27 protein-coding genes and 1 pseudogene are annotated in these 24941 nt (G+C 61.9%); 19 read left to right on the top strand and 9 right to left on the bottom strand.

The genetic code is table 11. The annotated features are described in order from the left end of the window. Positions 1–106: pseudogene (locus ASD01_RS37445) on the top strand (helix-turn-helix domain-containing protein); the annotation flags it as partial. A 29-nt stretch (positions 107–135) separates the two neighbouring features. On the opposite strand, the gene ASD01_RS34870 reads toward ASD01_RS37445, so the two are convergent. Further along, a complete protein-coding gene (locus tag ASD01_RS34870) occupies positions 136–363 on the bottom strand; it encodes an AAA-associated domain-containing protein (protein WP_234798806.1) in 228 nt (75 codons plus the stop codon). 206 nt (positions 364–569) lie between these two features. On the opposite strand from ASD01_RS34870, the gene ASD01_RS21165 reads away from it, so the two are divergent. After that, complete coding sequence (locus ASD01_RS21165; protein ID WP_034802023.1) at positions 570–776, top strand: hypothetical protein; 207 nt, start codon at positions 570–572, stop codon at positions 774–776. Between the two features lie 196 nt (positions 777–972). On the opposite strand, the gene gdhA is transcribed toward ASD01_RS21165, so the two are convergent. After that, a complete protein-coding gene (gdhA, locus tag ASD01_RS21160; protein ID WP_090429132.1) occupies positions 973–2319 on the bottom strand; it encodes an NADP-specific glutamate dehydrogenase in 1347 nt (448 codons plus the stop codon). Positions 2320–2809: 490 nt separating this feature from the next. On the opposite strand from gdhA, the gene msrA reads away from it, so the two are divergent. From msrA to ASD01_RS21135, 5 genes are all read left to right on the top strand, one after another. Continuing rightward, positions 2810–3316 carry a peptide-methionine (S)-S-oxide reductase MsrA gene (msrA, locus tag ASD01_RS21155; RefSeq protein WP_034802021.1) on the top strand — a complete coding sequence of 169 codons (507 nt, stop codon included), beginning with the start codon at positions 2810–2812 and terminating at the stop codon, positions 3314–3316. Between the two features lie 140 nt (positions 3317–3456). Further along, positions 3457–4683, top strand: coding sequence for a bifunctional alpha/beta hydrolase/OsmC family protein (locus ASD01_RS21150; RefSeq protein WP_034802017.1), 1227 nt, complete (start codon positions 3457–3459; stop codon positions 4681–4683). A 101-nt stretch (positions 4684–4784) separates the two neighbouring features. Continuing rightward, a complete protein-coding gene (locus ASD01_RS21145; protein ID WP_034802015.1) occupies positions 4785–5381 on the top strand; it encodes a DJ-1/PfpI family protein in 597 nt (198 codons plus the stop codon). Positions 5382–5405: 24 nt separating this feature from the next. Next, positions 5406–5756 carry a ribbon-helix-helix domain-containing protein gene (locus ASD01_RS21140; protein WP_034802012.1) on the top strand — a complete coding sequence of 117 codons (351 nt, stop codon included), beginning with the start codon at positions 5406–5408 and terminating at the stop codon, positions 5754–5756. 159 nt (positions 5757–5915) lie between these two features. Next, the gene (locus tag ASD01_RS21135; RefSeq protein WP_034802010.1) at positions 5916–6800 is read left to right on the top strand and encodes a DMT family transporter; all 885 of its coding nucleotides are present in this window, start codon (positions 5916–5918) and stop codon (positions 6798–6800) included. A 179-nt stretch (positions 6801–6979) separates the two neighbouring features. On the opposite strand, the gene ASD01_RS21130 is transcribed toward ASD01_RS21135, so the two are convergent. Further along, the gene (locus ASD01_RS21130; RefSeq protein ID WP_051659609.1) at positions 6980–7438 is read right to left on the bottom strand and encodes an Rrf2 family transcriptional regulator; all 459 of its coding nucleotides are present in this window, start codon (positions 7436–7438) and stop codon (positions 6980–6982) included. 101 nt (positions 7439–7539) lie between these two features. Here ASD01_RS21130 and ASD01_RS21125 point away from each other — a divergent pair, with 101 nt between their 5' ends. The 5 genes from ASD01_RS21125 to ppk2 all read left to right on the top strand — a co-directional run bounded on the left by ASD01_RS21125 (position 7540) and on the right by ppk2 (position 12506). Then, a complete protein-coding gene (locus ASD01_RS21125) occupies positions 7540–8505 on the top strand; it encodes an alpha/beta fold hydrolase (protein WP_034802007.1) in 966 nt (321 codons plus the stop codon). A 168-nt stretch (positions 8506–8673) separates the two neighbouring features. Further along, entirely contained in the window at positions 8674–8997 is a 324-nt protein-coding gene (locus ASD01_RS21120) for a hypothetical protein (RefSeq protein ID WP_234798805.1), read from the top strand. Between the two features lie 189 nt (positions 8998–9186). Further along, positions 9187–9657 (top strand): BA14K family protein, encoded by a 471-nt coding sequence (locus ASD01_RS21115; RefSeq protein ID WP_034802004.1) that lies wholly within the window; start codon positions 9187–9189, stop codon positions 9655–9657. Positions 9658–9901: 244 nt separating this feature from the next. Then, positions 9902–11665 (top strand): SulP family inorganic anion transporter, encoded by a 1764-nt coding sequence (locus ASD01_RS21110; protein ID WP_051659606.1) that lies wholly within the window; start codon positions 9902–9904, stop codon positions 11663–11665. Continuing rightward, positions 11652–12506 carry a polyphosphate kinase 2 gene (gene ppk2 / locus ASD01_RS21105; protein WP_034802000.1) on the top strand — a complete coding sequence of 285 codons (855 nt, stop codon included), beginning with the start codon at positions 11652–11654 and terminating at the stop codon, positions 12504–12506. Before ASD01_RS21110 ends, ppk2 begins: the two co-directional genes overlap by 14 nt. A 96-nt stretch (positions 12507–12602) precedes the next feature. Here ppk2 and ASD01_RS21100 read toward each other — a convergent pair whose 3' ends face one another. The 4 genes from ASD01_RS21100 to ASD01_RS21085 form a co-directional block, all read right to left on the bottom strand. Continuing rightward, positions 12603–13064 carry a hypothetical protein gene (locus ASD01_RS21100; RefSeq protein WP_034802042.1) on the bottom strand — a complete coding sequence of 154 codons (462 nt, stop codon included), beginning with the start codon at positions 13062–13064 and terminating at the stop codon, positions 12603–12605. A gap of 366 nt (positions 13065–13430) precedes the next feature. Next, entirely contained in the window at positions 13431–15314 is a 1884-nt protein-coding gene (locus ASD01_RS21095) for a patatin-like phospholipase family protein (RefSeq protein ID WP_051659605.1), read from the bottom strand. A 274-nt stretch (positions 15315–15588) separates the two neighbouring features. After that, positions 15589–16125 carry an MgtC/SapB family protein gene (locus ASD01_RS21090; RefSeq protein WP_034801997.1) on the bottom strand — a complete coding sequence of 179 codons (537 nt, stop codon included), beginning with the start codon at positions 16123–16125 and terminating at the stop codon, positions 15589–15591. 116 nt (positions 16126–16241) lie between these two features. Beyond that, positions 16242–16688 carry a pseudoazurin gene (locus ASD01_RS21085; RefSeq protein ID WP_082005895.1) on the bottom strand — a complete coding sequence of 149 codons (447 nt, stop codon included), beginning with the start codon at positions 16686–16688 and terminating at the stop codon, positions 16242–16244. 150 nt (positions 16689–16838) lie between these two features. Here ASD01_RS21085 and ASD01_RS21080 point away from each other — a divergent pair, with 150 nt between their 5' ends. The 5 genes from ASD01_RS21080 to ASD01_RS21060 all read left to right on the top strand — a co-directional run bounded on the left by ASD01_RS21080 (position 16839) and on the right by ASD01_RS21060 (position 20355). Next, a complete protein-coding gene (locus ASD01_RS21080; RefSeq protein WP_060644365.1) occupies positions 16839–17495 on the top strand; it encodes a MarR family winged helix-turn-helix transcriptional regulator in 657 nt (218 codons plus the stop codon). 212 nt (positions 17496–17707) lie between these two features. Then, positions 17708–18256, top strand: a complete 549-nt coding sequence (locus tag ASD01_RS21075; RefSeq protein WP_060644364.1) for a carboxymuconolactone decarboxylase family protein — start codon at positions 17708–17710, stop codon at positions 18254–18256. A 62-nt stretch (positions 18257–18318) separates the two neighbouring features. Continuing rightward, a complete protein-coding gene (locus ASD01_RS21070) occupies positions 18319–18873 on the top strand; it encodes a peroxiredoxin family protein (protein WP_090429119.1) in 555 nt (184 codons plus the stop codon). Positions 18874–18899: 26 nt separating this feature from the next. Beyond that, positions 18900–19607: a glutamine amidotransferase gene (locus ASD01_RS21065; RefSeq protein WP_034801988.1), complete on the top strand. Its 708-nt coding sequence runs from the start codon at positions 18900–18902 to the stop codon at positions 19605–19607. Continuing rightward, positions 19600–20355, top strand: coding sequence for an MOSC domain-containing protein (locus ASD01_RS21060; RefSeq protein WP_060644363.1), 756 nt, complete (start codon positions 19600–19602; stop codon positions 20353–20355). Before ASD01_RS21065 ends, ASD01_RS21060 begins: the two co-directional genes overlap by 8 nt. On the opposite strand, the gene ASD01_RS21055 is transcribed toward ASD01_RS21060, so the two are convergent. Beyond that, complete coding sequence (locus ASD01_RS21055) at positions 20302–21783, bottom strand: FAD/NAD(P)-binding protein (RefSeq protein ID WP_051659603.1); 1482 nt, start codon at positions 21781–21783, stop codon at positions 20302–20304. The two genes, ASD01_RS21060 and ASD01_RS21055, sit on opposite strands and share 54 nt — an antisense overlap. Next, the gene (gene ssuD / locus ASD01_RS21050) at positions 21780–22973 is read right to left on the bottom strand and encodes an FMNH2-dependent alkanesulfonate monooxygenase (RefSeq protein WP_034801983.1); all 1194 of its coding nucleotides are present in this window, start codon (positions 22971–22973) and stop codon (positions 21780–21782) included. Before ssuD ends, ASD01_RS21055 begins: the two co-directional genes overlap by 4 nt. A 188-nt stretch (positions 22974–23161) precedes the next feature. Here ssuD and ASD01_RS21045 point away from each other — a divergent pair, with 188 nt between their 5' ends. Both ASD01_RS21045 and tauA read left to right on the top strand, forming a co-directional pair. Further along, a complete protein-coding gene (locus tag ASD01_RS21045; protein ID WP_082566455.1) occupies positions 23162–23710 on the top strand; it encodes a flavin reductase family protein in 549 nt (182 codons plus the stop codon). A 167-nt stretch (positions 23711–23877) separates the two neighbouring features. Then, positions 23878–24885, top strand: coding sequence for a taurine ABC transporter substrate-binding protein (gene tauA / locus ASD01_RS21040; RefSeq protein WP_060529089.1), 1008 nt, complete (start codon positions 23878–23880; stop codon positions 24883–24885). Positions 24886–24941: the final 56 nt, after the last annotated feature.

The raw sequence follows: 24941 nt of genomic DNA, 5'->3' as shown, positions 1-24941 counted from the left end.
GTTGGTGTCGGCGGCACATGTGCTTGAGCTGAGCACCCGCCAGGTTCGCCGGTTGCTGGAGCGGATCAGCACTGGCGGTGCGGCGTCGATCCGGCACCACGCTATGACCGTGCGCACCGCATGTTCGGCATCTTCCTAAGACATGTAGTTTTCGAGCTCCCCTGAAAATCGGGTAAAGGGCGCGTGGTGACTCGGTCGGTCGTCGAGCGCGCGCCGGATGAGCGTTGAAAGCGGGACGTAAGCTAAAAGATGCTCCGCAAACAGGCGCTTACGATTGTCGACTTCAGCAGCGCAACGGAGGCCGACGTCTCTCAAAAGATGACCCGAAGCCTCTGATAAGGCAAGGCAATTGCAAAGCGGCATTGACTGCGGATTGACAGTCGACGGAAATGGGCGGATAGCCGGGATGCCATTTTAAGGCTTCAAAGCACCCTGCAACCGGTTCTAGGGCTTTGGCAGCGATGCCGTTGACGGTTAGATGGGCCAAACCGATTATGAAGCCGACCCCGGGCTCTCGGCCGCCCGGCAAAGCCACAAGAATTCTTCCACACGGACAATCAGAGGAAATCATGGAAACGGTAGAAATCAGCGATCGTAACGACTTTGCCCTTTGGGCCATTCAGCGCGCTCAGGAAATCGTGACGGGAGAAGGCGCAGCCTTCGCAATCGCAGCCCAGGGCGCAGACGAGGAAACCCTGTCGCAAACCGCGGCCGCCCTCGGCCAGGCGATCAGCGATGCCATGCTCGAGGTTTTCGACGGTCTCGTCGCTTCATAAATTCTATCTGCGCCGATTGGCTCTTGCTACCGTCTCGCAGCCCGGACCAGCCAGCAGCGTGGTATGGCCTCCCCATAGGATCGCGCGCCATGCTCACGAAACTAGTCGTGACCGGTGGTACTACAGTCTCAGCCCCAAGAGCTTCGACGAATTACTGAAGGAAGCCAGCGCAAGCCGGCTCCCTCCAGCAGAAGCATTAGATGACGCCGAGCGCGTCCATCGCTTCGGCGACCCTCACAAAGCCGGCGATGTTGGCTCCGAGCACATAGTCGCCGGGGTTCCCGTATTCCTCGGCGGTCTCGGCGCAACGGTCGTGGATCGACCGCATGATAATGGCAAGCCGTGTTTCGGTTTGCTCGAACGTCCAGCTGTCGCGAGAGGCATTCTGCTGCATCTCCAGAGCCGATGTCGCAACACCGCCCGCATTGGCGGCCTTGCCAGGGGCAAACATGACCCCTGCATCCTGAAAAATGCGAACCGCTTCCGGGGTCGACGGCATGTTTGCCCCCTCGCCTACTGCGATGACGCCATTCTTCACCAGAGTGCGGGCATCCTTGCCCGTGAGCTCGTTCTGGGTCGCCGAGGGCATCGCGACATCGCAAGGAACGTCCCAGACGGAGCCGCCCTCGACATAGTGTGCCCTGGAACCTTTCAGCCTGGCGTACTCGGATATCCGCTCACGGCGAACCTCCTTGATCTGCTTGACCAATTCAAGATCGATACCGTCCTCATCGACGACATAACCGTTGGAATCGGAGCATGCGACGATCTTGCCACCGAACTCCGCGACCTTTTCCATGGTGTAGATAGCGACGTTTCCGGATCCCGATACGGTCACGCGCCTGCCTTCGAAATCGAGGCCCTTGGTGCTGAGCATCCGCTGGACGAAGTAGGTCGCACCGAAGCCCGTTGCCTCCTTGCGTGCGCGCGAGCCGCCGTAAATCAGCGCCTTGCCCGTCAGCACCCCGGCCTCATACCGGTTGGTGAGCCGCTTGTACTGGCCGAACATATAGCCGATCTCCCGGCCTCCGACGCCGATATCGCCGGCAGGAACGTCCGTGTATTCGCCCAGGTGTCGGTGGAGCTCGGTCATGAACGACTGGCAAAATCGCATGATTTCCCCATCCGTTCGCCCTCTCGGGTTGAAGTCGGAGCCGCCCTTGCCGCCGCCGATCGGCATGCCTGTCAGGGCGTTCTTGAAGGTTTGCTCGAAGCCGAGGAACTTGATGATCCCGACGTTGACGGAAGGATGAAAGCGTATCCCGCCCTTATAGGGCCCAAGTGCGGAGTTGAATTGCACGCGGAAGCCGCGGTTGATCTGTACCTGCCCGGCGTCGTCGACCCAAGGCACCCTGAAGATGATCTGCCGCTCGGGTTCGCAGATCCGTTCTATAAGGGCCTGTTCCGCATAGCGCGGATGCTTGGCAATGACACGCCCCAGACTTTCAAGCACTTCCCGTACGGCCTGGTGAAATTCCAGCTCGCCGGCGTTGCGCCTCAGCACTTCCGTTAGAATTGGTTCCAGCTTCTCATCGACATTCAAGATGGTTCTCCTCATGCGCGCAGGTTCTTAGGCGCAGACCCCTCGCGCATTAACGGAAGCTGGGCGGCAAGTGAAGATTTATTTCCCGCGGCCATGCAATTCTTGATTGCTTACTTGGGCGCCGTTTTCCTTGGGAAAACAGGTTACCGCGCACCTGGAATGCCGATGGCGAGCTGAAGGGCTGCAGCCCGTGGAAGCGAGGCAGCCGCCCGATAGAATGGATTGCTCGCCCCGACAGCAAACTAGCGCGCGCATCGTCACCGTTGCGGTTGCATAGGAAGGAGAGCTAACTCGCCCTTCCCGCGATCCTGACGGGCCGCGTGCGCTTGCGCGTCCAACTCGACACGTGCTGAGCCAAAACGCGGATTGGAACCGACCTCCTGATCTTGGCAGCAGGAGTTCCTATATTACAGTCCATCTCCCGCGCTGGCCCGCAGCCAGTGGGAGACAAAGCGAAGACGCGCTCACGAACCAGGTGGAGGATATCTGAATGACCGAGAGAGCTGTTCTGGCCGGCGGTTGCTTCTGGGGAATGCAGGATCTGATCCGCAGGCTCCCCGGCGTCACCGGCACCCGTGTGGGCTATACCGGCGGCGACGTGCCCAATGCGACCTATCGCAACCACGGTACCCATGCCGAGGGCATCGAGATATTCTACGATCCGGCGAATACCTCCTATCGGCGGATTCTGGAGCTGTTTTTCCAGATCCACGACCCCACCACGAAAAACCGTCAGGGCAACGACATCGGCACCTCCTATCGTTCGGCGATCTACTACGTCGATGACGAACAGAAGCGCATTGCCGAGGACACCATTGCCGATGTGGAAGCCTCTGGCCTGTGGCCGGGCAAGGTAGTGACGGAACTGGAACCCGTTGGCGACTTCTGGCAGGCGGAGCCGGAGCACCAGGATTACCTGGAGCGCTATCCGAACGGCTATACCTGCCACTTCCCGCGTCCGAACTGGGTGCTGCCGCGACGGTCCGCCGCGGAGTAACAAACGCCCCGGCGAGCGTCTGGCGAACCGTGTCCGCATGCAGCCGCCAGGTTCGGCGGACATGGACGCCGGCCGCATCATTCGAATTCAGGACAGTCGTTGCGACCTTGGGATGATTGTTCTCCTTCCTGGAGCATCACATGAACTTCAACAGTCAAAGACTTGAATTTACCGGCCATTCCGGCGCTACCCTTGGCGCCAGACTCGACCTTCCAAACGGCCCGGTGCGGGCCTATGCGGTTTTCGCCCACTGCTTCACCTGCTCCAAGGATCTGGCGGCGGCGCGTCAGATCTCGGCCGAACTCGCGCGCGAAGGGATCGCGGTCCTGCGCTTCGATTTCACCGGCCTCGGATCAAGCGAGGGCGAGTTCGCCTCGACCAACTTTTCGTCCAACATCGCGGATCTTCGTTCGGCCGCCGACTATCTACGGCTACACTTCGAGGCGCCGTCGCTCCTGATTGGCCATTCGCTTGGCGGTGCAGCCGTCTTTGCGGTTGCCAACGAAATTCCGGAAGTTCGCGCCGTGGCCACGATCGGCGCACCCGCGGACGTCGGCCATGTGCTCAAGAACTTCGGAGCGAGCCTCAAGGAAATAGAGGAAAGTGATGCCGCCGAAGTCGATCTTGCCGGTCGCAAATTCCTGATCAAGAAACAGTTCGTCGACGACGCTTGCGCCCAGCGCCTTCATGAGGCTGTGGCCACGCTCAGGAAACCCGTTCTCATTCTCCACGCGCCGCTGGATCAAACGGTCGGCATCGAAAACGCCAGCGACCTCTTCCAGGCGGCCAAACATCCGAAGAGCTTCGTTTCGCTGGACAAGGCCGACCATCTGCTCACCGATCCTGCCGATGCCGCCTACGCCGCCCGGGTGATTGCGGAGTGGCTGAGCCGCTATCTCGTGGCCGACACTCCGCAGGGCACGGAGCCGGTGGAACAGGTCCAGGTGACGGAAACGGGCGAAGGCAAATTTCAGAATTCGGTTCAAGCCGGCAGGCATCGCCTCTTTGCCGACGAGCCGCAAAGCGTCGGCGGGTTCGATTCCGGGCCATCGCCCTATGACTACCTGTCGATCGGGCTTGCTGCCTGTACCTCCATGACGCTGCGCCTCTACGCCGACCACAAGAAGCTGCCGCTCGGGCGCATCAAGGTGGAGGTCTCGCATTCCAAGATCCATGCGCGGGATTGCGAAGACTGCGCTGCAACGGAGCGCGCCGACAGCGGGAAGATCGACCGGTTCGAGCGGGTCATAGCGATCGAGGGCGAGGTCGCAGACGAGCTTCGCTCCAAGATCGCCGAGATTGCCGACAAGTGCCCGGTCCATCGCACTCTGGAAGGGATCGCCAAGATAACGACGGCCGTGAAATAGTCCGCGGCCCTGCCCTGAATTTTCCTTTGTAGTATTCCGCTAGTACCCGTTGCCTCAGCCGGATTGCTAAACTCCGCCCATTGGTTTTTGGGAGGAAACAAATGGCAAACTCGAAAATTCTGATGATCACCGGTGATTTCACCGAAGACTATGAAACGATGGTTCCGTTTCAGACCTTGCTCGCCTGCGGCCACACGGTGCATGCCGTCTGCCCCGGCAAGAATGCCGGCGAGACGGTTGCGACCGCGATCCATGATTTCGAAGGCGACCAGACCTATTCCGAAAAGCGCGGCCATAATTTTGCGCTCAACGCCACCTTCTCCGCCATCCGCGCTGAAGATTACGACGCGCTGGTCATACCCGGCGGTCGCGCGCCCGAATATCTGCGTCTCAACCCGGATGTCATCAAGGCTGTCCAGCATTTCTTCGCGGCGGGAAAACCGGTGGCGGCCATCTGCCACGGCGCACAATTGCTTGCGGCGGCCGGCGTGTTGAAGGGCCGCACCTGTTCGGCCTACCCGGCGTGCCGTCCGGAGGTCGAACTTGCTGGCGGCATTTATGCGGATATTGCGATCAGCGACGCGGTCGCCGACGGCAACCTCGTTACCGCGCCGGCGTGGCCCGCCCATCCGTCGTGGCTGCGCCAGTTCATGGCTGTGCTCGACGCCTCGGCCCTGTTACAAACAGACGCCGCCTGAGAAGGCGGCCACGGGAGGGGCGAGATGTGCGAGTTGTTCATAAAGGCGGATGCGCGGCTCTGGGAGAGCACCACCCGGTCGCTGCGCATCGATGGCATGGTGACGAGCGTCCGGCTGGAGAACTTCTTCTGGTCGAAGCTTGAGGAGATCGCGCGGCGCGATCGTATGAACGTCACGCAGCTGATCACCAAGCTGCACCACGAGTCCATCGATGCCGGGCATGATCTCGGGAACTTCACATCATTCCTGAGGGTCTGCTGCGCGCGCTATCTCGACCTGCAGCTGTCAGGCGACATTCCGACGGATGTCAACCAACCGATCGCCGGTCTGAACGCTCCGGCGATCCTCACGCGCAAGCAGGAAAAATATCATTGAGCTGCGGCAGGCTGCCCCCTTCGCGGGGGCAGTCCCGGCTCGACGCGCCCCTCGCCTGCTGCCGCGGATCCAGGATCATCAAACCGAATTCGTTTGGTTCAAGCCCCGGCGACAAGACTATGCTATTCAGGGGGCCAGCGATTCTGAGTTTGTAGTGCAATGAGCCCCAAGACCCGCGGTTATCTGTTTGCCTTCCTTGCCATTTGCATCTTTGCTGGCCAGGACGCCATCACCAAGTATCTTGGCGACCGCTACCCCGCTTTGTTCATCACGATGATCCGATTCTGGGCGTTTGCGCTCTTCGTGTTCGCTTTCGCCGCCTCGTCATCGGGTGGACTTCGCAAGACCGCTCACACGCGCCATCCCTGGCTGCAGGTCGTGCGAGGCCTGCTGCTCGTCGCCGAAATCGTCGTCATCGTCATTTCCTACGTTCACGCCGGGCTCGCCATGAGCCAGTCGATCTTTCAGGCGACACCACTGATCATCACCATCCTCTCGATCCCTCTTCTCGGGGAGACCGTGGGATGGCGGCGCGGTGCGGCCATTCTGATCGGTCTGATCGGCGTTCTGGTGATCATCAATCCCGTCAACGTGCACTTCGACATGTCGCTGCTTCTGCCGCTCGCAGCCTCTGTGCTTTTCGCGCTTTACAGCATTGCCACCCGCGCCGTCAGTCGCGAGGATTCGGCCGTCACGAGCCTCTTTTATGCCGGTGTTGTCGGCGCCGTGGCGATCTCGCTGGTTGGCCCGTTCTACTGGACAGAGGTGGTGCCGTCCGATTGGTTTGCCCTTGCCGCGCTTTGCGTCTGTGGCACCCTCAGTCACTTTTTCCTCATCAAAGCCTACGGACTGCTGCCGGCAGCCGAAGTCCAGCCGGTTACCTATTTCCAGCTGGTCCTCAACGTGATCTTCGCCGTCATGCTCTTCGGCGAGACGATCACTCACAACATGATCGTCGGCGCGCTCATCGTCGTCGGCGCCGGTCTCTTCACGATCTGGCGCGAGCATCAGCTGGCGAGACGGTCGTCGGTATCGCGCGCCTAGTCCTGCTCGCTGACGGGCCGCTCAGGCGCCGCCAGCGTCTTTCGAAGGCCGAGATCAAGCCGCTTGTCCTGCCGGACGATCATGCAGAGCCGCCGGCTCAGTTTTTGGCGAAAGGGCCTGACCACAAGCTCGCTCGATGCTGCCGCTTCGCCTGTTCATCGCCCACATGCATGGCGCCTTCAGGCTTGATGATCCAGGTGCGTTGCCCGCTGAGACCCCGCAGCATCCTTCATCGCACGCTCCGCAATCGTTGAAAGCCTGAGTTCGGCAAACTCCTGCAGCAGGGTCCGCTCCGCTTTTTCGAAGGCGTCCACCAGCGCCGCATTCGCTGCGCGCTCCACCGGGCAGGTCGGATGGTCCTCGGACACGCCTGCCGCCAGAACCTGCCCATCGTCCAGCGCCCGCTGCACATCGAGCACCGTCAACTCCCCAAGCGGCCGCAGAAGCGCCCAGCCCCCTCCCCGGCCGCCTTCGGAACCGACGACACCCTTGCGCTTCAACGCCCCCATCGTCCGGCGAACGACCACCGGGTTGGTGTTCAGCATCTTGGCGATGGTCTCTGACGTCTCCCGTCCCCCGAGCAGTGCCATGTGTATGAGCACATGGATCATCCGCGCCAACCGGCTGTCTTGCTTCATTCGACACCCCATAGCGTAACACTATAAGTTACGCACTCTTGACGCCACCTGTTTCCGTAACTTATACAAGTACGGTATCAGGGTGTCGAGAAGGAACCAAGATGCAGGCCCAGACAATCCAGACCCGAACCATCCGCATGGGCTTTATCGAACGGGGAAACGGCCCGGCCGTTCTGCTCTGCCATGGCTTCCCGGAGACCTCCCATGCCTGGCGGCACCAGGTAGCGGCACTTGCGGAGGCGGGCTTTCGCGCGATCGCGCCTGACATGCGCGGCTACGGCCTCTCGGAATGTCCTCCATCGGTCGACGAATACAGCGTGTTTCACATCGTCGGCGACATGATTGCTCTGCTGGATGCCCTCGACCTATCAACGGCCATCCTCGTCGGTAACGACTGGGGCGCGACCGTTGCCTGGCAGGCGGCACATATGCGGCCCGACCGTTTCTGCGGCGTCGTCGCCATGAGCGTGCCGATGATGGGCCAGCCGCCCGTTCCGCCGACCCGGATCTTCCCGCGGACCGACGAGGCAGAATTGTACACGCTCTATTTCCAGGAGCCTGATGTCGCCGAGGCGGAGCTAGAGCGTGACATCGGCCAGACGCTGCGAAAGATCCTCTTTGCGGCTTCCGGCGACGCGGGCGCGCGACAGGCCGGAGACCAGACACCCAATCCGTTCGGCATGGTATCGCGCCGGCATGGACTGCTTGCGCCGCTGCCCGACAGCATGCCCGACTGGCTCACTGCTGCAGACCTCGACACCTACATCAGCGCCTTTGCCACGACCGGTTTTCGCGGAGGGTTGAACTACTATCGAAACCTCGATCGCAATTGGCAGCTGCAGGCCGCTTTCGCCGGCGTAAAGGTCGAAATTCCTGCCCTGTTCATGGTCGGCGAGCGCGACACGGGCCTCACCATCCCCGGGATGCGCGAAATTGTCGATGCAATGCCGCCCCTCGTCCCGCAGCTCAAGGAAAGCATCATCGTGCACGGCAGCGGCCATTGGCTGCCGCAGGAGCGCCCCGATGTCGTGAACGAGGTTCTCATCCGGTTTGCCCGGAATGTTTGAAAGCCACGTGATCGACGAGCGAAGGACACCCCCTATCCCCCGAGACCAAAAAATGCATGATCGCACACGCAAAACGTGTTGATCCAAGGGGTGCATCTCGATGAAACGGGTGCGGCCCGGGCCCTCATGAGACTTAAATCCAAACTTAAAGTATTCTCAGGATTCCTCATGAAAACCTTTCGATATCTCTTTTTGCCCGTAATCGTTGTCGCCTTGTCGGCTTGCACCACAACCTCCGACGATTCCCGGCAGCAGGCGCTATCGATCACGGCGCGCAGCGGGGTGAAGACGCTCGTCGCCAAGAACTGGCATATCGACGATAACTGCAGCCAGATCGACTATCCGGCGATGACGATTGCGGAGAAGCCCAAGCATGGCCACCTGGAGATTGTCCACGAGGCGGTCTATCCGAAACTGGTGGGCAAGCAGTCAAAATGCGCGACAACCAAGGTGAATGGCGTCGTCGCCTACTATACGCCGAACCCCGGCTAAACCGGCCGCGACCGGCTTGTCATTCGCTCCCCCTATGAAGACGGAAAGATCGAAGAAGGCGTATTGAGCGTGACTGTCGTCAAATAGACAGCCGCTTGGTCGGGCGGCGGAAGCACCCTGGAAAACGAAGTGCCATCGAACCGGTTCCGCGCTATAATCGGGTGCGGGGTGGAAAGAAGGTGAAGCCAAATGAAGAGGCTAGCAATCTTTGCCTTGTCACTGGCGGCGGTGGCTACGAGTGTTCCGCCGGCCATGGCATTTCCTCCAGCCGTTACGGCGGAGATCGAGGCATCTCAAGTCCAACCGGTTCAGTACAGGCACCACGGCGGCGGCTATCACGGCGGCTACAACCACGGGCATCACCACGGCGGTGGCGATGACTGGGCATGGGCGCTCGGCGGATTGGCAACCGGCGCGATCATCGGCGGGCTGCTCGCGCAGCCTCGCTACTATGGCCCGGGCTATTATGACGAAGGCTATTACGGCCCGACCTATTCCGCCCCGCGCTACTATGCGCCGCGCTACTATCGCCAAACCTATTACGGAGGCAGCGCCCACACCCGCTGGTGCTACGCTCGTTACCGGTCCTACAGGGCCTATGACGACACGTTCCAGCCGTATTACGGTCCGCGGCAGGCGTGTGTCTCCCCCTACTACTGAAGCGTTAAAGCTCAGCTGACACGGGCTTCATAACTTCGTGCAGATCCCTCGGTCCGGCACTTGCCGGATCGACGCGGCAGGCCACCTCTAATTGTCTGCAACTTTTATTCTTTTTGTCGAAGCCGATGAAAGGAAAGTTTTGCAACCCTAATGTACGCAATGGTAGAGTGCAGTGTTTGCGCTACCCGCGCAGCCTGATTTGTAGCGTTTAGAGCACTTTAAGAGGCCCCCGGGGACCGTCAGCATGCTGAACCTGCCTCGCCTGCCGCTTCTGGACAACCTTAAGGGGTATCAGGGAAGTTGGTTGCGCAGCGACATTTCCGCAGGCGTCGCCATTGCCGCGGTCGGATTGCCGAGCGCCATCGCCTATCCCGCCATCGCCGGGCTGCCGCCCGAGACGGGCCTTTATGCGAGCATCACGCCGCTTGTCGCCTACGCCCTTTTCGGTCCGTCGCGGCAACTGATCGTCGGACCGGATGCGGCGACGATGACGGTGCTGGCGGCCGTGCTGACGACGGTCTTCGCCTCCTCTGCCGGTAGCGCTGACCGCGTAACGGCGGCGGCCCTGCTGGCCCTCATCGTCGGCATGCTCTGCCTGATTGCACGCCTCGTCCGTCTCGGCGTGCTCGCGACCTTTCTGTCGCGCCCGATCCTCACAGGCTTCTTTGCTGGAATTTCCCTCTCGATTCTGGTTGGACAGATCAAGCGCGTCACCGGCGTCCAGATCGAGTCGGACGGGCTGATCAGCCCTATTCTCGAACTTCTGAGGCAGGCCGGCTCCATCCACTGGCCCACTCTGGTGTTTGCCTTGGCGTGTTTTGCGCTGCTGCAGGTCGCCCGCTTCTATCGCTCACCCGTTCCAGGTCCTGTTATCGTCGTCTTCGTCGCGGTGTTGTTGTCATATCTCTTCGACTTCGAAGGGCGCGGCATGACGGTCGTCGGCAACATTCCCGACGGCTTGCCGACCTTCGTCCTGCCTCGTCTCGAGGGTCTGCCGATCGATGGATTGCTGACCGGCGGCGCGGCAATCTTCCTCGTCAGTTTCGGTTCCGGCGTCATCGCCGCGCGCAGCTTTGCGGCGCTCGGCGGCTACCGCGTCGATCCGAACCGTGAACTGAGCGGCTTCGGCGCCGCCAACATTGCGGCAGGACTGTTCGGGACGTTTCCGGTGACCGCCTCGGATTCACGCACGGCCGTGAACTTTGCCGTGGGTGGGCGTTCGCAGATCGCGAGCCTCGTTGCGGCAGGGACCCTGATGGTGGTGCTGCTCTTTCTTGGTGACGTCCTTCGCATTCTGCCGGTCGCCGCGCTCGGGGCGATCCTTGCGGCAACGGCGCTCAGCCTGATCGACATCGACGGCCTCAGACGGATCTGGACCGTCAACCGCATCGAGTTCATTTTCGCGCTGATTGCCCTTTGGGGACCGATCGGCCTCGGCGTGCTGAACGGCGTGGTCATCGCCATCGCTGCAACACTGGTCTACCTCATCTTGCAGACCATGTATCCGCACGACGCCATGCTGGGCCGCATCCCCGGGCGCGACGGCTTCTACAAGCTGCATCGCGTGACCGAGGCACGCCCGGTTCCAGGCTTCGGTGCCTGCATGGTTCAAGATAGTCTGCTTTTCTATAACGCCGATTACGTCCGCGAGCGCCTCGAGGTGATCGCCGAGAGCCTGCCGAAACCTACCCGCTGGCTGGTGATCGATGCGAGCGCCATCCCGCAAATCGACAGCACCGCCGCGGACATGCTTGGAGAGTTGCAGAGCGACCTGAAGAACCGCGGCGTCACGCTCGGCCTGGCCGAATTGCATACCGATGCGCGCGCCCTGCTCGAGCGCTCCGGAGTCGTCGAGAAGATCGGCCCGGGCATGATCTTCGAGGGAATGGAAGATGCGCTCGACGCTTACGAGACCAAGTACGGGCGGAACGACGGTCAGCCGACCGGTTCTGTCGAGATCAAGCCAGATGACCATGTCCGAACGGGAGGGAAAAATGGGCAAGCATGACGGCAAGAAGAAAAAGGGCAAAGACAAGAGCGAAGGCGAAATAGCCGATGACGCGACGACTTCGGACGACTCGTCATCCGAGGGCTATGCCAAGGAGCTCGCCCGGCTGCAGCAGGAAACCGCCCATCTGCAGGCCTGGGTGAAGAAAACAGGCGCGCGCATCGTCATCGTCTTCGAAGGCCGCGATGCGGCCGGCAAGGGCGGTGTGATCAAGCGGCTGACCGAGCGTGTCAGCCCACGCGTCTTCCGCGTGACCGCGCTGCCGGCGCCGACCGACCGCGAGAAGTCGCAGATCTACATGCAGCGCTATATCCAGCACCTGCCCGCCGCCGGCGAGATCGTGATCTTCGATCGCTCCTGGTACAACCGCCCCGGCGTCGAGCGCGTTATGGGTTTCTGCTCGGATGACAGTGCCCGACGCTTTCTCGAGCTCGCGCCGCGTTTCGAAGCGGCCATGGTCGAAAGCGGCATCATCCTGCTCAAATACTTCCTCGACGTCAGCGAGAAGGAGCAGGAAAAGCGCTTCCGGCAGCGCATTGCCGATCCGCTGCGCCAGTGGAAGCTCAGTCCGATGGACGTCGAATCCTATCGCCGCTGGTGGGATTATACCCGCGCCTACAACGAGATGATCCGTATGACGGACACCGATTTCGCGCCCTGGTGGATCGTACCGTCGGATGACAAGAAGCGTGCCCGCATCAACTGCATCTCGCACATTCTCTCGTCGATCCCATACGAGCGCGTGAAATTCTCGGAGCCCGATCTCGGCAAGCGCCAGAAACGACCGGATGACTTTGCTGCGGACGACCACGTGCGTAGAAACGTGCCCGACGTTTTATAAGACTGAAAAGCCCGCACCAAAGGTGCGGGCTTTGAACGCTTTCGATCGGGACGGGCCGCAGCGCGACAACGCGATGCGACGCCGGGACGGTCGTACTCAGGCTTTTTCGGGAGCCCAGTTCAAGAAGAACCCGACGTCACCGGGCACGCCACCCGGGAAGTTGATGATCATCGCCTTCAACTTGTAGCCACTTGGCTTGCCGAAGGCCTGATAGCGGTCAAAGAACTCTTTTGCTTTTCCCTGCAGCGTGTTTGGCCAATCCCGGTCGCCGCTGTTGATCGCGCGGCCGCTGTCGGTGCAAAGCTCGGACGGGAAGCTGTAGACCATCGCTTCGAACTTGCCGGCCTTCACGGCGTTCGCGACCAGCCGGCGAACGATGGCGATTTCCTCTTCCGTTACATGCTTCTTGAGAAAATCCGCGGCAAAGTCGGCGAGCTTTTGCTCTTCGATGGATTTTAGTCGCCGCTCCTTGTCCATCTCGTCCATTTCACGCTGGAGCATCTGCATTCTGAGGTCCTGTGCACTTGGAGGTGCGCCGGCATTCTTGTTGTCAGACATCACGTCGATCCACTTCAAGCAAATGGGCGCTCTGTGACGAAGCGATACACGGTTTCCGTGCATCACATGACCAGGGACGTCCCGCAGTTACATCCAAGGAAACCCAAATGGCAGTGCAATTCGGGGACGAAACATTTTCGAATGTGAGCCGCTATATCTCCGATGGCCCTCTATTCATTGGTCTTTTCACTGCAAAACGAAAGAACCGCGACTGGCTCTCCCGATGCAAGGCTATCCTAAAATACCACAACCGCAAGAGGACAGTGACAACTTAACAGGGGCGGCAAGATCAGTCGAAAATCCATGCGCATGCAAAGCACTCGCGGGCCTTACATAACGATCAGGCCACGGATGCCGGGGCGCATCCTAGAGCGCGGAATGCGCCTGCGCGCTGCCATGTGTTTCCGGCGAGCCATAGCGGGCCGGCAGGCCGCAAATGGCCTCCATCCTCGGGTCGTTCTCGCCAATACGCTCATCAATCCATGATTTCGCCCAATGATAGGCTTCGGCGAACAGTTCGGAGTGCCGGCTCCAATCCATAAAGCTGATCGCGGCTGAAACCGGCGGGGAAATCAGGATGTCCTTTTCCCCGAGAGCGATCTCCTGCGGCCGGTGCGCCAGCATGCTTGCGGCAATGACCTGGATCAGGTTGGGGATTTTCGGCAAGCCCGAGCGGCCGAAGGGGTTGAGCAACCGAACGGTCAGTTCGGACGCGCCGGGAATACTGTCATAGTCGATGTGTTGTTTTCCCGGACCGCCCCCACCCAGGCTCACGACGACGTTCGGCCCTGTCTTCAGTTCCTTCATCTGTTCCAGTGGCAGATTGTTCATGATCGCCCCGTCGACCAGCATGTCACCGTCGGCCGTGAAGAAGGGCGGCAGTATGCCGGGGATCGAGCCCGACGCCCTGACGGCCTGCCACAGTTTTCCGCGGCGATGGACATGCGCTTGCCCTGTGCTGAGATTGGTCGACAGCGCGAAAAATGGCAGCCAGAGGTCTTCGATAAGAACGTCGCCATATTCCGCCTGCAGGGTGCGGTCGAGCACCTTGTGATCCAGCAGCGCATATTGCGGCACGGTCAGGCGACGGAACGCGCGGCTGCGGACGAAGATCTCGTGCGTCCCACGATTGATCTCGTCGGCGTTCATGCCGCGGGCGAAGCCCGCCATCATCGCCGCTCCCGAACTGGTGCCTCCCAGATAGTCGAAGGAGGCGCCGGCCTCGATAAAAGCCTTGTGGACGCCAAGATGCGCGCATCCGAGCGAGCCCCCGCCGGCTGCGACAAAGCCCCTCGCCTGGCCGGCAATGAAGCGGACCAAACGCTCGACATCCTCAATGTCTTCGAGCGCCACGTGATGATGCTGCCGGAGTCCGGGGCGCTCGTTCAGCCAGCCGCTGGTGCCGACGACCGTTGCGGCGCGCTTGTCATGCACCAGAACGAGCCGCACGCTCGATGGCGAGTGCACTGACAGCGCCAGTTGCTCTGACGGGTTGAGTTTTGCAGAGCCGGACGGCTCGCCGACCAACAGGACACCATCGGCCTGGCGGATGCAGACACGCGTCCAGTCGCTTGGTTCGTCGTCGGTGATGTAGACGATGCCTCCGGTCTTGGCTTCCAATTGGTTGAGCCAGTCCAGCACCGGCTGATCATCGATCGGAACGCCGGGAAAGCGCTCTTCGATGTCGGCCCTCGCCAGGAAAGCCGTGCGCGTGGATCCGGAAAAAGCCTTGCGCAGTAGGTCGATGAAGCGGGGAGAAACCCGGCTGCTTCCGGCAGCAACAATTGCGAGCGTCCTTATCCGGCAGGCGCCCTTGGCATGCGGCGAAGCCGGTGCCTGCTTGGCAAACCGTCGCGCCAGAAACGTGGTGACCGATTGGCGCAGGCTCGGCAGGGCACTCGCCGCCTTTTCGAACTGGTGGTCACAGATCGAAAGAACAATGGAATCGCGAGCAGCAACGACCGTAGCCATGCGCGGCAGCCCGGCGAAGAAACCGACCTCGCCAACGAGTTCGCCCTGCCCTATCTCGGCAATAGGGTCGGAGACGTCATCCCGGTGGACGGTAAAGCGGCCGGACAGGACCACGAAAAACCGGTCCGACGGCTCGCCTTGGCGGACCAGGATCTCGCCGCGCCGCACGATGCCGCGATCGGAATTGGCGGCCAAGGCTTCCAACGCAGCCAATGACGTCTGGTCGAACATCAGGGTCTCCGACAACAGCTTGGCAGCAAGGGAACCGGTGGCGTCCATTGAACCTTCCTTGGAAACAGGCCGCTTACGAGCTTAGCCGTTTCGATCGGGATTGCCGAACACATTTCCTCGCCACGCCATATGGCGCAGGCGGCCTTCACCGGGTCATAAACAGATGGGCTCGCCCCTGAAGACACGATGGCGACGCCGGGTCGAGGGCGCCAGCGGGACACAACCTTTCTGTGCAGAATAGCATTGCGTTGCACCTAGCCTGAGACGGCAGGGTATTACCCTAAGACTCGAGACGGCGCTCAGGACTATCGCAAACCTATCGTTAGGCTTGCTTCTTGCCGCCCTCGTCGCTCGCCTTACCCTCCGGCTCCACGTCAGGCTTTTGGTGTCGCACGGCCTTGGCTTCGAAGTAGCCGATGATGGTGAGAACGGCGAAGGCGGAACCGACCGCCAGGCCGGCAACGATCCAATGGCCGAAGCCGACCGAAATGCCGATCGCGCCGGCAAGCCAGAGGCTGGCCCCGGTCGTCAGGCCCTGAACCTCGCCGCGAGACAAGACGATTGTGCCGGCTGCAAGAAAGGCGACACCGGCTGTGACCGCCTCCACCACGCGCAGAGGATCGATGCGGACGCGTTCGTCGAAGAAGCCGCCGAGGCGGACGCTTTCGATCGAGATGATGCCGAAGGTGCAGGCTGCGAGGCAGACGAGCATATGGGTCTTGAGGCCGGCTGGTCGTGCCTTGACCTCGCGCTCGAAGCCGATGACCGCGCCCATCAGCAGCGCTCCAAGAATGCGCGCAAAAATGACCGGATAGGGAATTTGCGATGGCGGGAACAATTCGGCAGTGATCTGATCCATGCGGAACCAACGCGAATGCTTCGCATTGGTTCCGCATGATGGCGCCCGCGCCTCACCCAGTGCGCAGACGCCAGGAGCGGCCTGTCCCCACCCCGCTCCGAAGCGCTAGAAGTCGCTTAGTTACCGAGCGCCGCGAGGGCTGCGTCCAGGCGTTCCTGAGCCTTCTTCGGGTTCTTCGCTCCCTTGACCGCTTCCAGGTTGGCCGGCGCATCGCCGACCTGAACGACGCCGACCATGCCCATGCCGTAGTGCGGCGTGCACTTTACGCCGTAGACGCCCGGCGCCGTGAAAGTCACCTTGTAGTTTTCATTGATCTTGCTTTTGAAGGCCTCGGCGCCATCGGGGATCATGCCCTTGATGGTTTCGACGTTATGTCCCTTGTCGGTCGGGATGAAGGTGACCGTGTCGCCAGGCGCAACCTTCAGCGACGCCGGCTCGAAAACCATCGCGCCGTCCTTGCCCTTGTTCAGCATGTGCACTTCGAAGTCCGCGGCGGCTGCCGGTGCGGCGACCAGCATTGCCGCGATCGCGATACCAAATCCGCTCTTGATTGCATTCAACATCGTCTTCTCCATTTGAGCGACCAGCCCGTGCTCGGGTTGTTCGAGAAGAGGATTAAGCCTAAGACGCCCCCTCCACTTTGATGCGCGTCAAATTCGCGCCGCTTTTTTGTCGGCATTGACAATACATAGGATTCCTATATTAATGACCACATGTGCAAGGAACCTGACACGACACCGCCCCTGATCGACCGTATCGGCGACGGCCTTTCCCGCGTAGCGACGGCCATGCGCACCGAGGCCTGGTCGAGTGCTGAAGCGATCGGCCTCAATCCGACGCAATTGCAGATCCTGACCTTCCTGGTTGCCGGTAGACGCAGCGGAATGCGGGTAAAACAGATCGCCGGTTATCTCGGCGTCAGCCAGCCGACGACGACGGACTCGGTCAACGCGCTCTTGCGCAAGGGGCTGGTCGAGAAGCGGCCGGATCCGAGCGACGCGCGCGCCCTTTCGGTTGCCACCACGCCGGCCGGCGAGGACGCAGTGCGACAGGCGGGGCGGCTCGCATCGGCCACGGAGGATGCCATCGCTTCGCTTTCGAGGCTGGAGCAGCAAGATCTGCTCATGCATCTCGTCAAGATCATCCGTAGTCTGCAGGCGGCTGGCGCCATCCCGGAACAGCGCATGTGCGTCAACTGTCGATACTTCCGGCCGCATGTCTATGACGACCCGAAGGCGCCGCATCACTGCGCGTTCGTCGATGCTGCGTTCGGACCGGCGGAACTGCGCGTCGATTGCGGCGAATACGAAACGGCAGAACCCGAAGCACAAAGGGCCGCCTGGCGTCTCTTCAATCGCGAGACGGTCTGATCATGCGAAACGATCCAGCCGCCGGCGCCAATGCCGGCGGTTCCGAAGGCGTCGCTAAGCCCCCCGGCGCCTCGCCACAAGCTTCACCATCGGAATTCGCGAGCGCTGTTTCCTGCGTCGCAAGCGGACAGACGATGATGTCGGCGCCGGTCCGACGACTGCCATCGGCGGACCGGCAATTTTCTCCCTCCAGCAAATAGAAAGAGAAAACCATGAGCAGAATTAATCTAGTCGACCCCGTTTCGGCAACTGGCGCCAGCGCCGAACTGCTTGGCGAAATCCGCTCCGCCTTCGGGGTAGCACCCAACATGTTCCGCGCCGTCGCCAATTCACCGGCGGCCCTTGCCAGCATGTGGGGCTCCTTCGGCGCGCTCGGCAAGGGACGCCTCGGCGCCAAGCTCGGCGAGCAGATCGCCGTTGCCGTCGCGGATCGCAACGATTGCCACTATTGCCTGGCGGCTCATACTGCCCTTGGCCGCAAGGCCGGCGCGACCGCCGAGGAGATGACGGCAGCGCAGCACGGCAAGTCCGCCGATCCGAAGACGGCGGCGGCCCTTGCCTTTGCACAGAAGCTCGTCGAGGCGCGCGGACAGGTATCCGACGTGGATGTACGCACCTTGCGCGACGCCGGATTCGATGACGAGGACGTCGTCGAGATCATCGCGCATGTCGCGCTCAACCTTTTCACCAACTACATCAACGTCGCGCTTGCCGTTCCGGTCGACTTCCCCGGCGTGAAGCTCGTTCGCGAAGCCGCCTGATCCGCACATGTCGCAAAGGCCGGGCGACGAGCGTTCGCCCGGCCGTCTTGGAGATGAGGACAATGAACAGCAATCACAGGACCGCGGCTCCGGAACTGGCCGTTTCGACCTGGTTCAACACACAGGAACGTCCGAGCCTTGCGCGGCTTCGCGGCCGGGTCGTTTTCCTTCATGCGTTTCAGATGCTGTGCCCGGCCTGCGTTTCGCACGGACTGCCGCAGATGCAGCGCGTCCAGAGCATTTTTCGGGATACCGATCTTCAGGTCCTCGGCCTGCATTCGGTGTTCGAGCATCACGCGGTCATGACACCCGAGGCGCTGAAGGCTTTCATTCATGAGTATCGCCTGACCTTCCCGATCGCCGTCGACCAGCCTTCCGAGCAGGGACCGATACCGAAAACGATGGAGCGCTACGGCATGCGAGGCACGCCGACGGCAATCATCATCGGACGCGACGGTCATGTCGAACACCACCGCTTCGGCATCGAAGACGACATGGTCATCGGCGCGCGTCTTGCGACACTCCTTTCCGCCCCGATCCCCGATTTCAGCGGGGCCACCGCCACTTCAGCCGGGTGCACGAGCGAAGGATGCGTGCCCGACGCGCGTGCCGGATAGAACCTCTGAGCATGGGAGAACAGACGATGACGACCAGAATGGCACTCGCCCTCAGACATGTGCATTTCGAAGATCTCGGCAGCTTTGCCGGACCGCTGCGGGCGGCGGGATTTGAAATCGAGTACCGCGATGTCGGCGACGAAAATTACCTCTCTTTCGATCCGTTGGAGCCCGATCTCGTCATCGTGCTCGGCGGTCCGATCGGTGTCTATGAAGACGAGGCCTATCCCTTCATCGCCGGGGAAATCGCCATGCTTCAGGCACGTCTTGCCGGCAACCGGCCGACGCTCGGAATCTGCCTCGGCGCCCAGCTGATCGCCCGCGCGCTCGGTGCCCGCGTCTACCCTTCCGGCCTGAAGGAGATCGGGTTTTCGCCGCTGAGCCTTAGCGCCGCAGGCGAGGCCTCGGCTCTCCGCCATCTCGCCGACGTCTCCGTCCTGCATTGGCACGGTGACACCTACGACCTGCCGGCCAGCACTGACCTGCTGGCCTCGACATCGCTGATCGCGCAGCAAGGCTTCGCGCGCGGCAATACAGTGCTCGCCCTTCAGTTTCACCCGGAGGCCCAAGCCGGCGCGGCCTTTGAACGCTGGCTTGTCGGTCACGCCTGCGAACTGGCGACCGCCGGGCTCAGCGTGCCGGGCCTACGCGCCGACGCCCGACGTTACGGGCCTCGCCTGGAGGCGGCGGCCGCGTCGATGATCGGCGAATGGCTGGAGAACATCGATGGTTGAACAGGCCCCGATTGCGCTCGACGCCCTGCTCATCGGCACCCTCACGCCGATCGACGACCGCGGAACCTTAAGCGGTATCGACAAACACCAGGCTCTCGGGCCGGTACATCTCGGCACAACCGGCATTGCCGGCGACCATCAGGGCGATCTGAAGAGGCACGGTGGCCCGGATAAGGCCGTGCATCATTACCCGCGCGACCACTACGAGGCTTGGGTCAAGGATCTCGGAAGCGTAACCAGGCTGGAGCAGCCGGGCGCCTTCGGCGAGAACATCTCGGCCTTGGGATTGACGGAAAGAGATGTCGCGGTCGGCGACCGGTTTCGCCTTGGTAAAGCCCTTCTGGAGGTGAGCCAGGGCCGGCAACCCTGCTGGAAGCTGAACCGCCGTTTCGATCTGCCGGATATGGCCCGCCGCGTCCAGCAGACCGGCCGAACGGGATGGTACTACCGGGTCATCGAAACCGGCTTGGTTTCGCCCGGTGAGCGGATGCAACTCGTCGAGCGGCGCTATCCCGAATGGACGATCGCCCGGCTGTGGCACTATCTCTATGTCGATACGCTCAACTGCGATGCCCTGTCCGAAATCGCCGATCTCGCCATCCTGCCCCCGAATTGGCGGGACTATGCAGCCAAGCGCCTGCAGACGCGGGCTGTCGAAGATTGGTCCCGCCGGCTCGACGGCGAGGCTCCGGCTTCAACGCCTGGCGGCGCCGTCGAGGGTCGTGACCAGTCGTTGCCGAACGGATGACGCCGACCTGCGGCGGGTGGCGGCCCTGTCCGGCCGCGCCAGCATCTCGGCGATCTCATCGGCAATGAAGATGGCGTGATCGTTGACCTGTGGCAGGCCCATGAGTTCGCCGAAGGTGCCGCGCGCCAGCGGCCCGGCAACGATCAGCGATCTCTCGGCCACGCCACTCGTCCCGATCGCCCGACTCGCCTCATCGCAGGCAAGCCCCAGTCCGACACTGTCTAGGCGCAGCCAGCCCTTCGACGCCAGATCCGCGAGCCAGTCCTGGCTGGAAAGAACACCCGTATGCGCCGGACCGGTCGTCACGACGCAGGCATCGAACAACAGGCGTTCCCGGATGCGCGTCTGCCGGTGACGGATATCGACCGCGATGACCTGACCGTAGCGCTCGACGCCTTCGATCGAAGCGCCGAGGACACGCAACTGTCCCGTCTCGATTGCCTGTCGGATCGCGTCATCGATCTGCGGCGCCACGCGGAACCGGTGGGCGTCCCAGAACGGTCGCAGGCGCTGCACGAGGCGGCGTCGCTCTGCAACCGGCAACGCCCGCCAGACTTGCCCGCCCTGGCTACGCAAAGCGTCGAAAACCGCATGCCAGCTGAGCCCCGCCAGAGCGGCCTGCCGCACCGCCAGGCGCACGCGTCGAAGCAGTTCGAGCGCGGTTCGCGCCGGGGTACCGACAAAATCACCGAAGGGTTCCTGTGCCCTTCCCGCGTGGCCTCGCGAACGAAGTCCGCGGCGCGACAGGGCGACGATCGAGCCGCGGTGGTCGGCGAGCCTCAGCGACGCAATCACGTCCGCCGCCGTCAGGCCGTTTCCAAGCACCAGAACGTGATCATCGGGACGAAGGCAGGTAAGAGACCCGGCGACCGTAGTGTCGGCGACGAAACGCGGGTGGCCTTCGAGCGCCTGTGCAACGCGCTTCGGCGCACAAGGCGAGGGATGCGTCGTGGCGATCACGACGATGTCGGCCAGCAGCTCCGTCCCAGCGTCGGAGGTCAGCTTCCAGCGCGCTCCACGCCGCTCGATGCGCGCGATGCGCTCGCGCCGGTGCACGACCTTGCCGCTCCGCACAAACGGCGCGACGAACGCGCCGACGTATCGCCCGAACACCGCCCGCCGCACATAAAGATGGCCATCGGCCGCCCTTGCGTCCGGGTCGCCGCGTGGCTCGCCATGGGCCGCCAGCCAGTTCAAAAAATCGTCGGGATCATCAGGAACGAGGCTCATGCGGGCCGCAGGCACATTCGTGCGATGGGCGGGATTGCCGCTATCATAGGCAAGGCCGGCGCCGAGCCGGTCTCGCGGCTCGAAGACCACGATGGCGGCGCCGTCGCTGGCGGCATGGCGTGCAAGGTTCGCCGCGACCACTGCGCCGGTGAAGCCGCCGCCGACAATGGCAATGACCGGTCGCCGCACAGCTGTCACGACTGGGAGACCTTCAGCTTCGGGCGATGATCGCCGGCGATGGTTTCGCCGAACGGCCCGGTGTTGATCGACGTCTCGCGTGCCGGGATGGCGTGGGCCAGCGGCAGATGCGGCAGAACCAGTTCACCGAAGCGATAGGCCTCTTCGAGATGCGGGTAACCGGACAGGATAAAGCTGTCGATGCCGATTTGTCGGTATTCTTCCATGCGCGCCCTGACTTGATCGGGATCGCCGACGAGCGCCGTTCCTGCCCCTCCGCGCACCAGGCCGACGCCGGCCCAGAGATTGGGAGCAATTTCGAGCTTGTCACGGCGACCACCATGCAGGCGGCTCATGCGGCTCTGACCAACAGAATCCATGCGCTCGAACACCTTCTGTGCGGCAGCAATCGTGTCGTCATCCACATATTGTATCAGTTCGTCGGCGGCCTGCCACGCTTCCTTTGCGGTTTCGCGAACGATCACATGAAGGCGGATGCCGAAGGTAACGTCCCTGCCCTCGGCTTCGGCCAGGGCGCGCACTTCGGCGATCTTGCGGGCAACGTCCTCGACCGGCTCGCCCCAGGTCAGGTACTTGTCGATCGTGCGCGCTGCCACCTCCTGGCCCTTGCCGGAGGAGCCGCCGAAGTAAAGCGGCGGGTGGGGCTGCTGTACGCACGGAAACAGGAGCTTCCCGCCTTCGATATCGAAGTGGTTCCCCTTGAAATCGACCTCTTCGCCGCGAAGCACGGCCTTGTAGACGTTCAGGAATTCCTCGGTCACCTCGTAGCGTTCGCCATGCGCGAGATGTATGCCGTCGCCCTTGTTTTCGATCGGATCGCCGCCGGTAACGACGTTGATCAGCAGCCGTCCACCCGAGAGACGGTCCAGCGTGGCCGTCATGCGTGCCGCGAGCGTGGGCGAAAGCAGGCCGGGCCGAACCGCGATCAGGAACCGCAACTTTTCAGTGAGCGGCGCCAGCGCCGAAGCGACCACCCAACTGTCCTCGCAACTCCGCCCCGTCGGGATGAGCACGCCATAGTAGCCGAGCGTATCGGCGGCCTGCGCGACCTGCTTGAGATAATTGAGGTCCACGTTTCGGCCGCCGCGCGTGGTTCCGAGATAGCGGCTATCGCCGTGGGTCGGCAGAAACCAGAGCACATTGATCTTTTCGGGGATCTTCTCGGGGATTTCGTCGGGCACAATTCCCATTCGCGCAAGCCTCCTCGCAGGTTCCTTCGGAGGCACGCAAGAGCGTCCCTCGATTGCCAAAAAGCATAAACTCTATAAAATTTATTGACAATAAGAATTCGGACGATCATTTTTGATGTGAGGAAAAATTTTTCCCGCAACAGCCGTGAGCGACCGGGAATTAGATTAAATTTTTCGAGGATTTGGCCATGACCATTGCGCTTGCCGCTTCTCCCGCATTCGATGCCATCGTTCCGACCGCCAATGGTTACGGGTCGATCACCACGCCGGCGCTGAAGGCGGCCATGCGCAACTTCTCAGGTGGCGTCTCCGTCATCACCGCAGGGATAGGCGAAGAGCGTACCGGCGCCACCGTGACCTCCGCAACCGCGCTCGCCGTCGATCCGCCGACCATGATCGTCAACATCAACCGCACATCCTCCACCTGGCCGGTCATCGAGCGCTATCGGCATTTCTGCGTCAACCTTCTGTCGCGCGAACAGCAAAGGGTCGCCGAGCGTTTCTCCGGTGTCGATGGCACCAAGGGCGCCGCTCGCTACGATGGCGCCGAATGGATCCGGCTTGCCAGCGGCGCGTCGGCGCTTGCCGGCGCGCTTGCCGCCATCGATTGCGAGGTCGAGGAGATCATCGAGCGCCATAGCCATGCGATCATCCTCGGTCGGGTGGTGGCGATTACCGCGGGGACCGGCGAACCGATCGTCTACCACAACGGCCGCTACGGCGGCGTGCAGTTCTGACGCTGCTTTCCATGCATGGCACAGAGCGCTGCCACGGATCTCAAATTTGGAATGGGCTCTCTGCAAAGCCGCAAAAAGCGGAATAATTTATCTACATAAAATCCATTCTTTTAATCAACATAATGTCAGGACTTCCCGAGGAAGCCGCAACCGTTGAGGAGCATACGATGACGATCCGCAGACGCACCCTTCTTGCCGCCAGTGCCGCCCTCTTGGCGGCGAGCCAGCTTTCCCTTCCAGCCCATGCGGACGAAACGACGCTGACCATCGGCTACCAGCCCATCGTCGAGCCGTCGCGCGTGCCGCAGGCAGACGGGACCTATGAGAAGGTGACCGGCGCCAAGATCACCTGGCAGAAATTCGACGGTGGCGCAGACGTGATTGCGGCACTTGCATCCGGGTCGATCGACATCGGCTATGTCGGATCCTCGCCGCTGGCCGCCGCCGCGAGCCGCCAAATTCCGCTCGAAACAATCTTCGTCGTCGGCCTGATCAGCGACGCAGAGGCGCTGGCTGTCAAGGGAATCGACAAGCCGGAAGAGCTTGCCGGCAAGAAGATTGCAACGCCCTTCGTCTCGACGGCGCATTACAGCCTGCTCACCGCCTTGAAACACTGGAACATTGACCCGAAGGCGGTTGAAATCCTCAACCTCCGGCCACCGGAGATCGCCGCTGCATGGCAGCGCGGCGATATCGATGGCGCCTATGTCTGGGATCCGGTTCTCTCCGAAATCAAGAAGACCGCGACCGTGCTTGCGACATCGAGCGACGTCGCGAAATGGGGCGGACCGACCTTCGACGCCTGGATCGTCAGCAAGAAGTTTGCCGAGGAATATCCTGAAATCGTCACCGGCTTCGTCAAGGTGACCGGTGACGCCTATGCGGACTACCGCGCCAAGCCGGAGGCCTGGAGCGCGGGCTCGCCGCAGGCCGAGAAGATCGCACGGCTCACCGGCGCAAAGCCCGAGGAGGTGCCAAACCTGCTAAAGGGCTATTACTTCCCTTCGCTCGAAGAGCAGGCGAGCGCTGATCTTCTCGGCGGCGCGACCGTCAAGGCGATCGCCCAGACCTCGGCCTTCCTGCTCGAACAGGGCAAAATCCCGGCAGTCCTCCCCGACTACGCGCCCTACGTTTCCGCCCGCTGGGCGCAGGAAGCGGCAAAGCTCTCGTTCTGACGTTCACTCAATTGCTGCCCGCCCGGATGAAATCTTCGGGCGGGCGCACTGCGCCA

The sequence above is a fragment of the Ensifer sp. Root423 genome, assembly GCF_001426275.1.
Lineage (GTDB): Bacteria > Pseudomonadota > Alphaproteobacteria > Rhizobiales > Rhizobiaceae > Ensifer > Ensifer adhaerens.
The sequence above is the reverse complement of the archived record's forward strand: the minus strand, read 5'-3'. Positions and strand labels throughout refer to the sequence as shown.

What these genes read in the sequence shown, in the direction of transcription:
- ASD01_RS21080 (WP_060644365.1), top strand. Translation starts at nt 16,839, where the DNA reads ATGTGCAAGGAACCTGACACGACACCGCCCCTGATCGACCGTATCGGC.
- ppk2 (WP_034802000.1), top strand. Translation starts at nt 11,652, where the DNA reads ATGGGCAAGCATGACGGCAAGAAGAAAAAGGGCAAAGACAAGAGCGAA.
- ASD01_RS21085 (WP_082005895.1), bottom strand. Translation starts at nt 16,688, where the DNA reads ATGTTGAATGCAATCAAGAGCGGATTTGGTATCGCGATCGCGGCAATG.
- ASD01_RS21090 (WP_034801997.1), bottom strand. Translation starts at nt 16,125, where the DNA reads ATGGATCAGATCACTGCCGAATTGTTCCCGCCATCGCAAATTCCCTAT.
- ASD01_RS34870 (WP_234798806.1), bottom strand. Translation starts at nt 363, where the DNA reads ATGCCGCTTTGCAATTGCCTTGCCTTATCAGAGGCTTCGGGTCATCTT.
- ASD01_RS21115 (WP_034802004.1), top strand. Translation starts at nt 9,187, where the DNA reads ATGAAGAGGCTAGCAATCTTTGCCTTGTCACTGGCGGCGGTGGCTACG.
- ASD01_RS21100 (WP_034802042.1), bottom strand. Translation starts at nt 13,064, where the DNA reads ATGTCTGACAACAAGAATGCCGGCGCACCTCCAAGTGCACAGGACCTC.
- ASD01_RS21110 (WP_051659606.1), top strand. Translation starts at nt 9,902, where the DNA reads ATGCTGAACCTGCCTCGCCTGCCGCTTCTGGACAACCTTAAGGGGTAT.
- ASD01_RS21140 (WP_034802012.1), top strand. Translation starts at nt 5,406, where the DNA reads ATGTGCGAGTTGTTCATAAAGGCGGATGCGCGGCTCTGGGAGAGCACC.
- ASD01_RS21070 (WP_090429119.1), top strand. Translation starts at nt 18,319, where the DNA reads ATGAACAGCAATCACAGGACCGCGGCTCCGGAACTGGCCGTTTCGACC.
- ASD01_RS21095 (WP_051659605.1), bottom strand. Translation starts at nt 15,314, where the DNA reads ATGGACGCCACCGGTTCCCTTGCTGCCAAGCTGTTGTCGGAGACCCTG.
- ASD01_RS21045 (WP_082566455.1), top strand. Translation starts at nt 23,162, where the DNA reads ATGACCATTGCGCTTGCCGCTTCTCCCGCATTCGATGCCATCGTTCCG.
- tauA (WP_060529089.1), top strand. Translation starts at nt 23,878, where the DNA reads ATGACGATCCGCAGACGCACCCTTCTTGCCGCCAGTGCCGCCCTCTTG.
- ASD01_RS21145 (WP_034802015.1), top strand. Translation starts at nt 4,785, where the DNA reads ATGGCAAACTCGAAAATTCTGATGATCACCGGTGATTTCACCGAAGAC.
- msrA (WP_034802021.1), top strand. Translation starts at nt 2,810, where the DNA reads ATGACCGAGAGAGCTGTTCTGGCCGGCGGTTGCTTCTGGGGAATGCAG.
- ASD01_RS21150 (WP_034802017.1), top strand. Translation starts at nt 3,457, where the DNA reads ATGAACTTCAACAGTCAAAGACTTGAATTTACCGGCCATTCCGGCGCT.
- ASD01_RS21135 (WP_034802010.1), top strand. Translation starts at nt 5,916, where the DNA reads ATGAGCCCCAAGACCCGCGGTTATCTGTTTGCCTTCCTTGCCATTTGC.
- ASD01_RS21165 (WP_034802023.1), top strand. Translation starts at nt 570, where the DNA reads ATGGAAACGGTAGAAATCAGCGATCGTAACGACTTTGCCCTTTGGGCC.
- ASD01_RS21130 (WP_051659609.1), bottom strand. Translation starts at nt 7,438, where the DNA reads ATGAAGCAAGACAGCCGGTTGGCGCGGATGATCCATGTGCTCATACAC.
- ASD01_RS21120 (WP_234798805.1), top strand. Translation starts at nt 8,674, where the DNA reads ATGAAAACCTTTCGATATCTCTTTTTGCCCGTAATCGTTGTCGCCTTG.
- ASD01_RS21065 (WP_034801988.1), top strand. Translation starts at nt 18,900, where the DNA reads ATGACGACCAGAATGGCACTCGCCCTCAGACATGTGCATTTCGAAGAT.
- ssuD (WP_034801983.1), bottom strand. Translation starts at nt 22,973, where the DNA reads ATGGGAATTGTGCCCGACGAAATCCCCGAGAAGATCCCCGAAAAGATC.
- ASD01_RS21125 (WP_034802007.1), top strand. Translation starts at nt 7,540, where the DNA reads ATGCAGGCCCAGACAATCCAGACCCGAACCATCCGCATGGGCTTTATC.
- ASD01_RS21060 (WP_060644363.1), top strand. Translation starts at nt 19,600, where the DNA reads ATGGTTGAACAGGCCCCGATTGCGCTCGACGCCCTGCTCATCGGCACC.
- ASD01_RS21075 (WP_060644364.1), top strand. Translation starts at nt 17,708, where the DNA reads ATGAGCAGAATTAATCTAGTCGACCCCGTTTCGGCAACTGGCGCCAGC.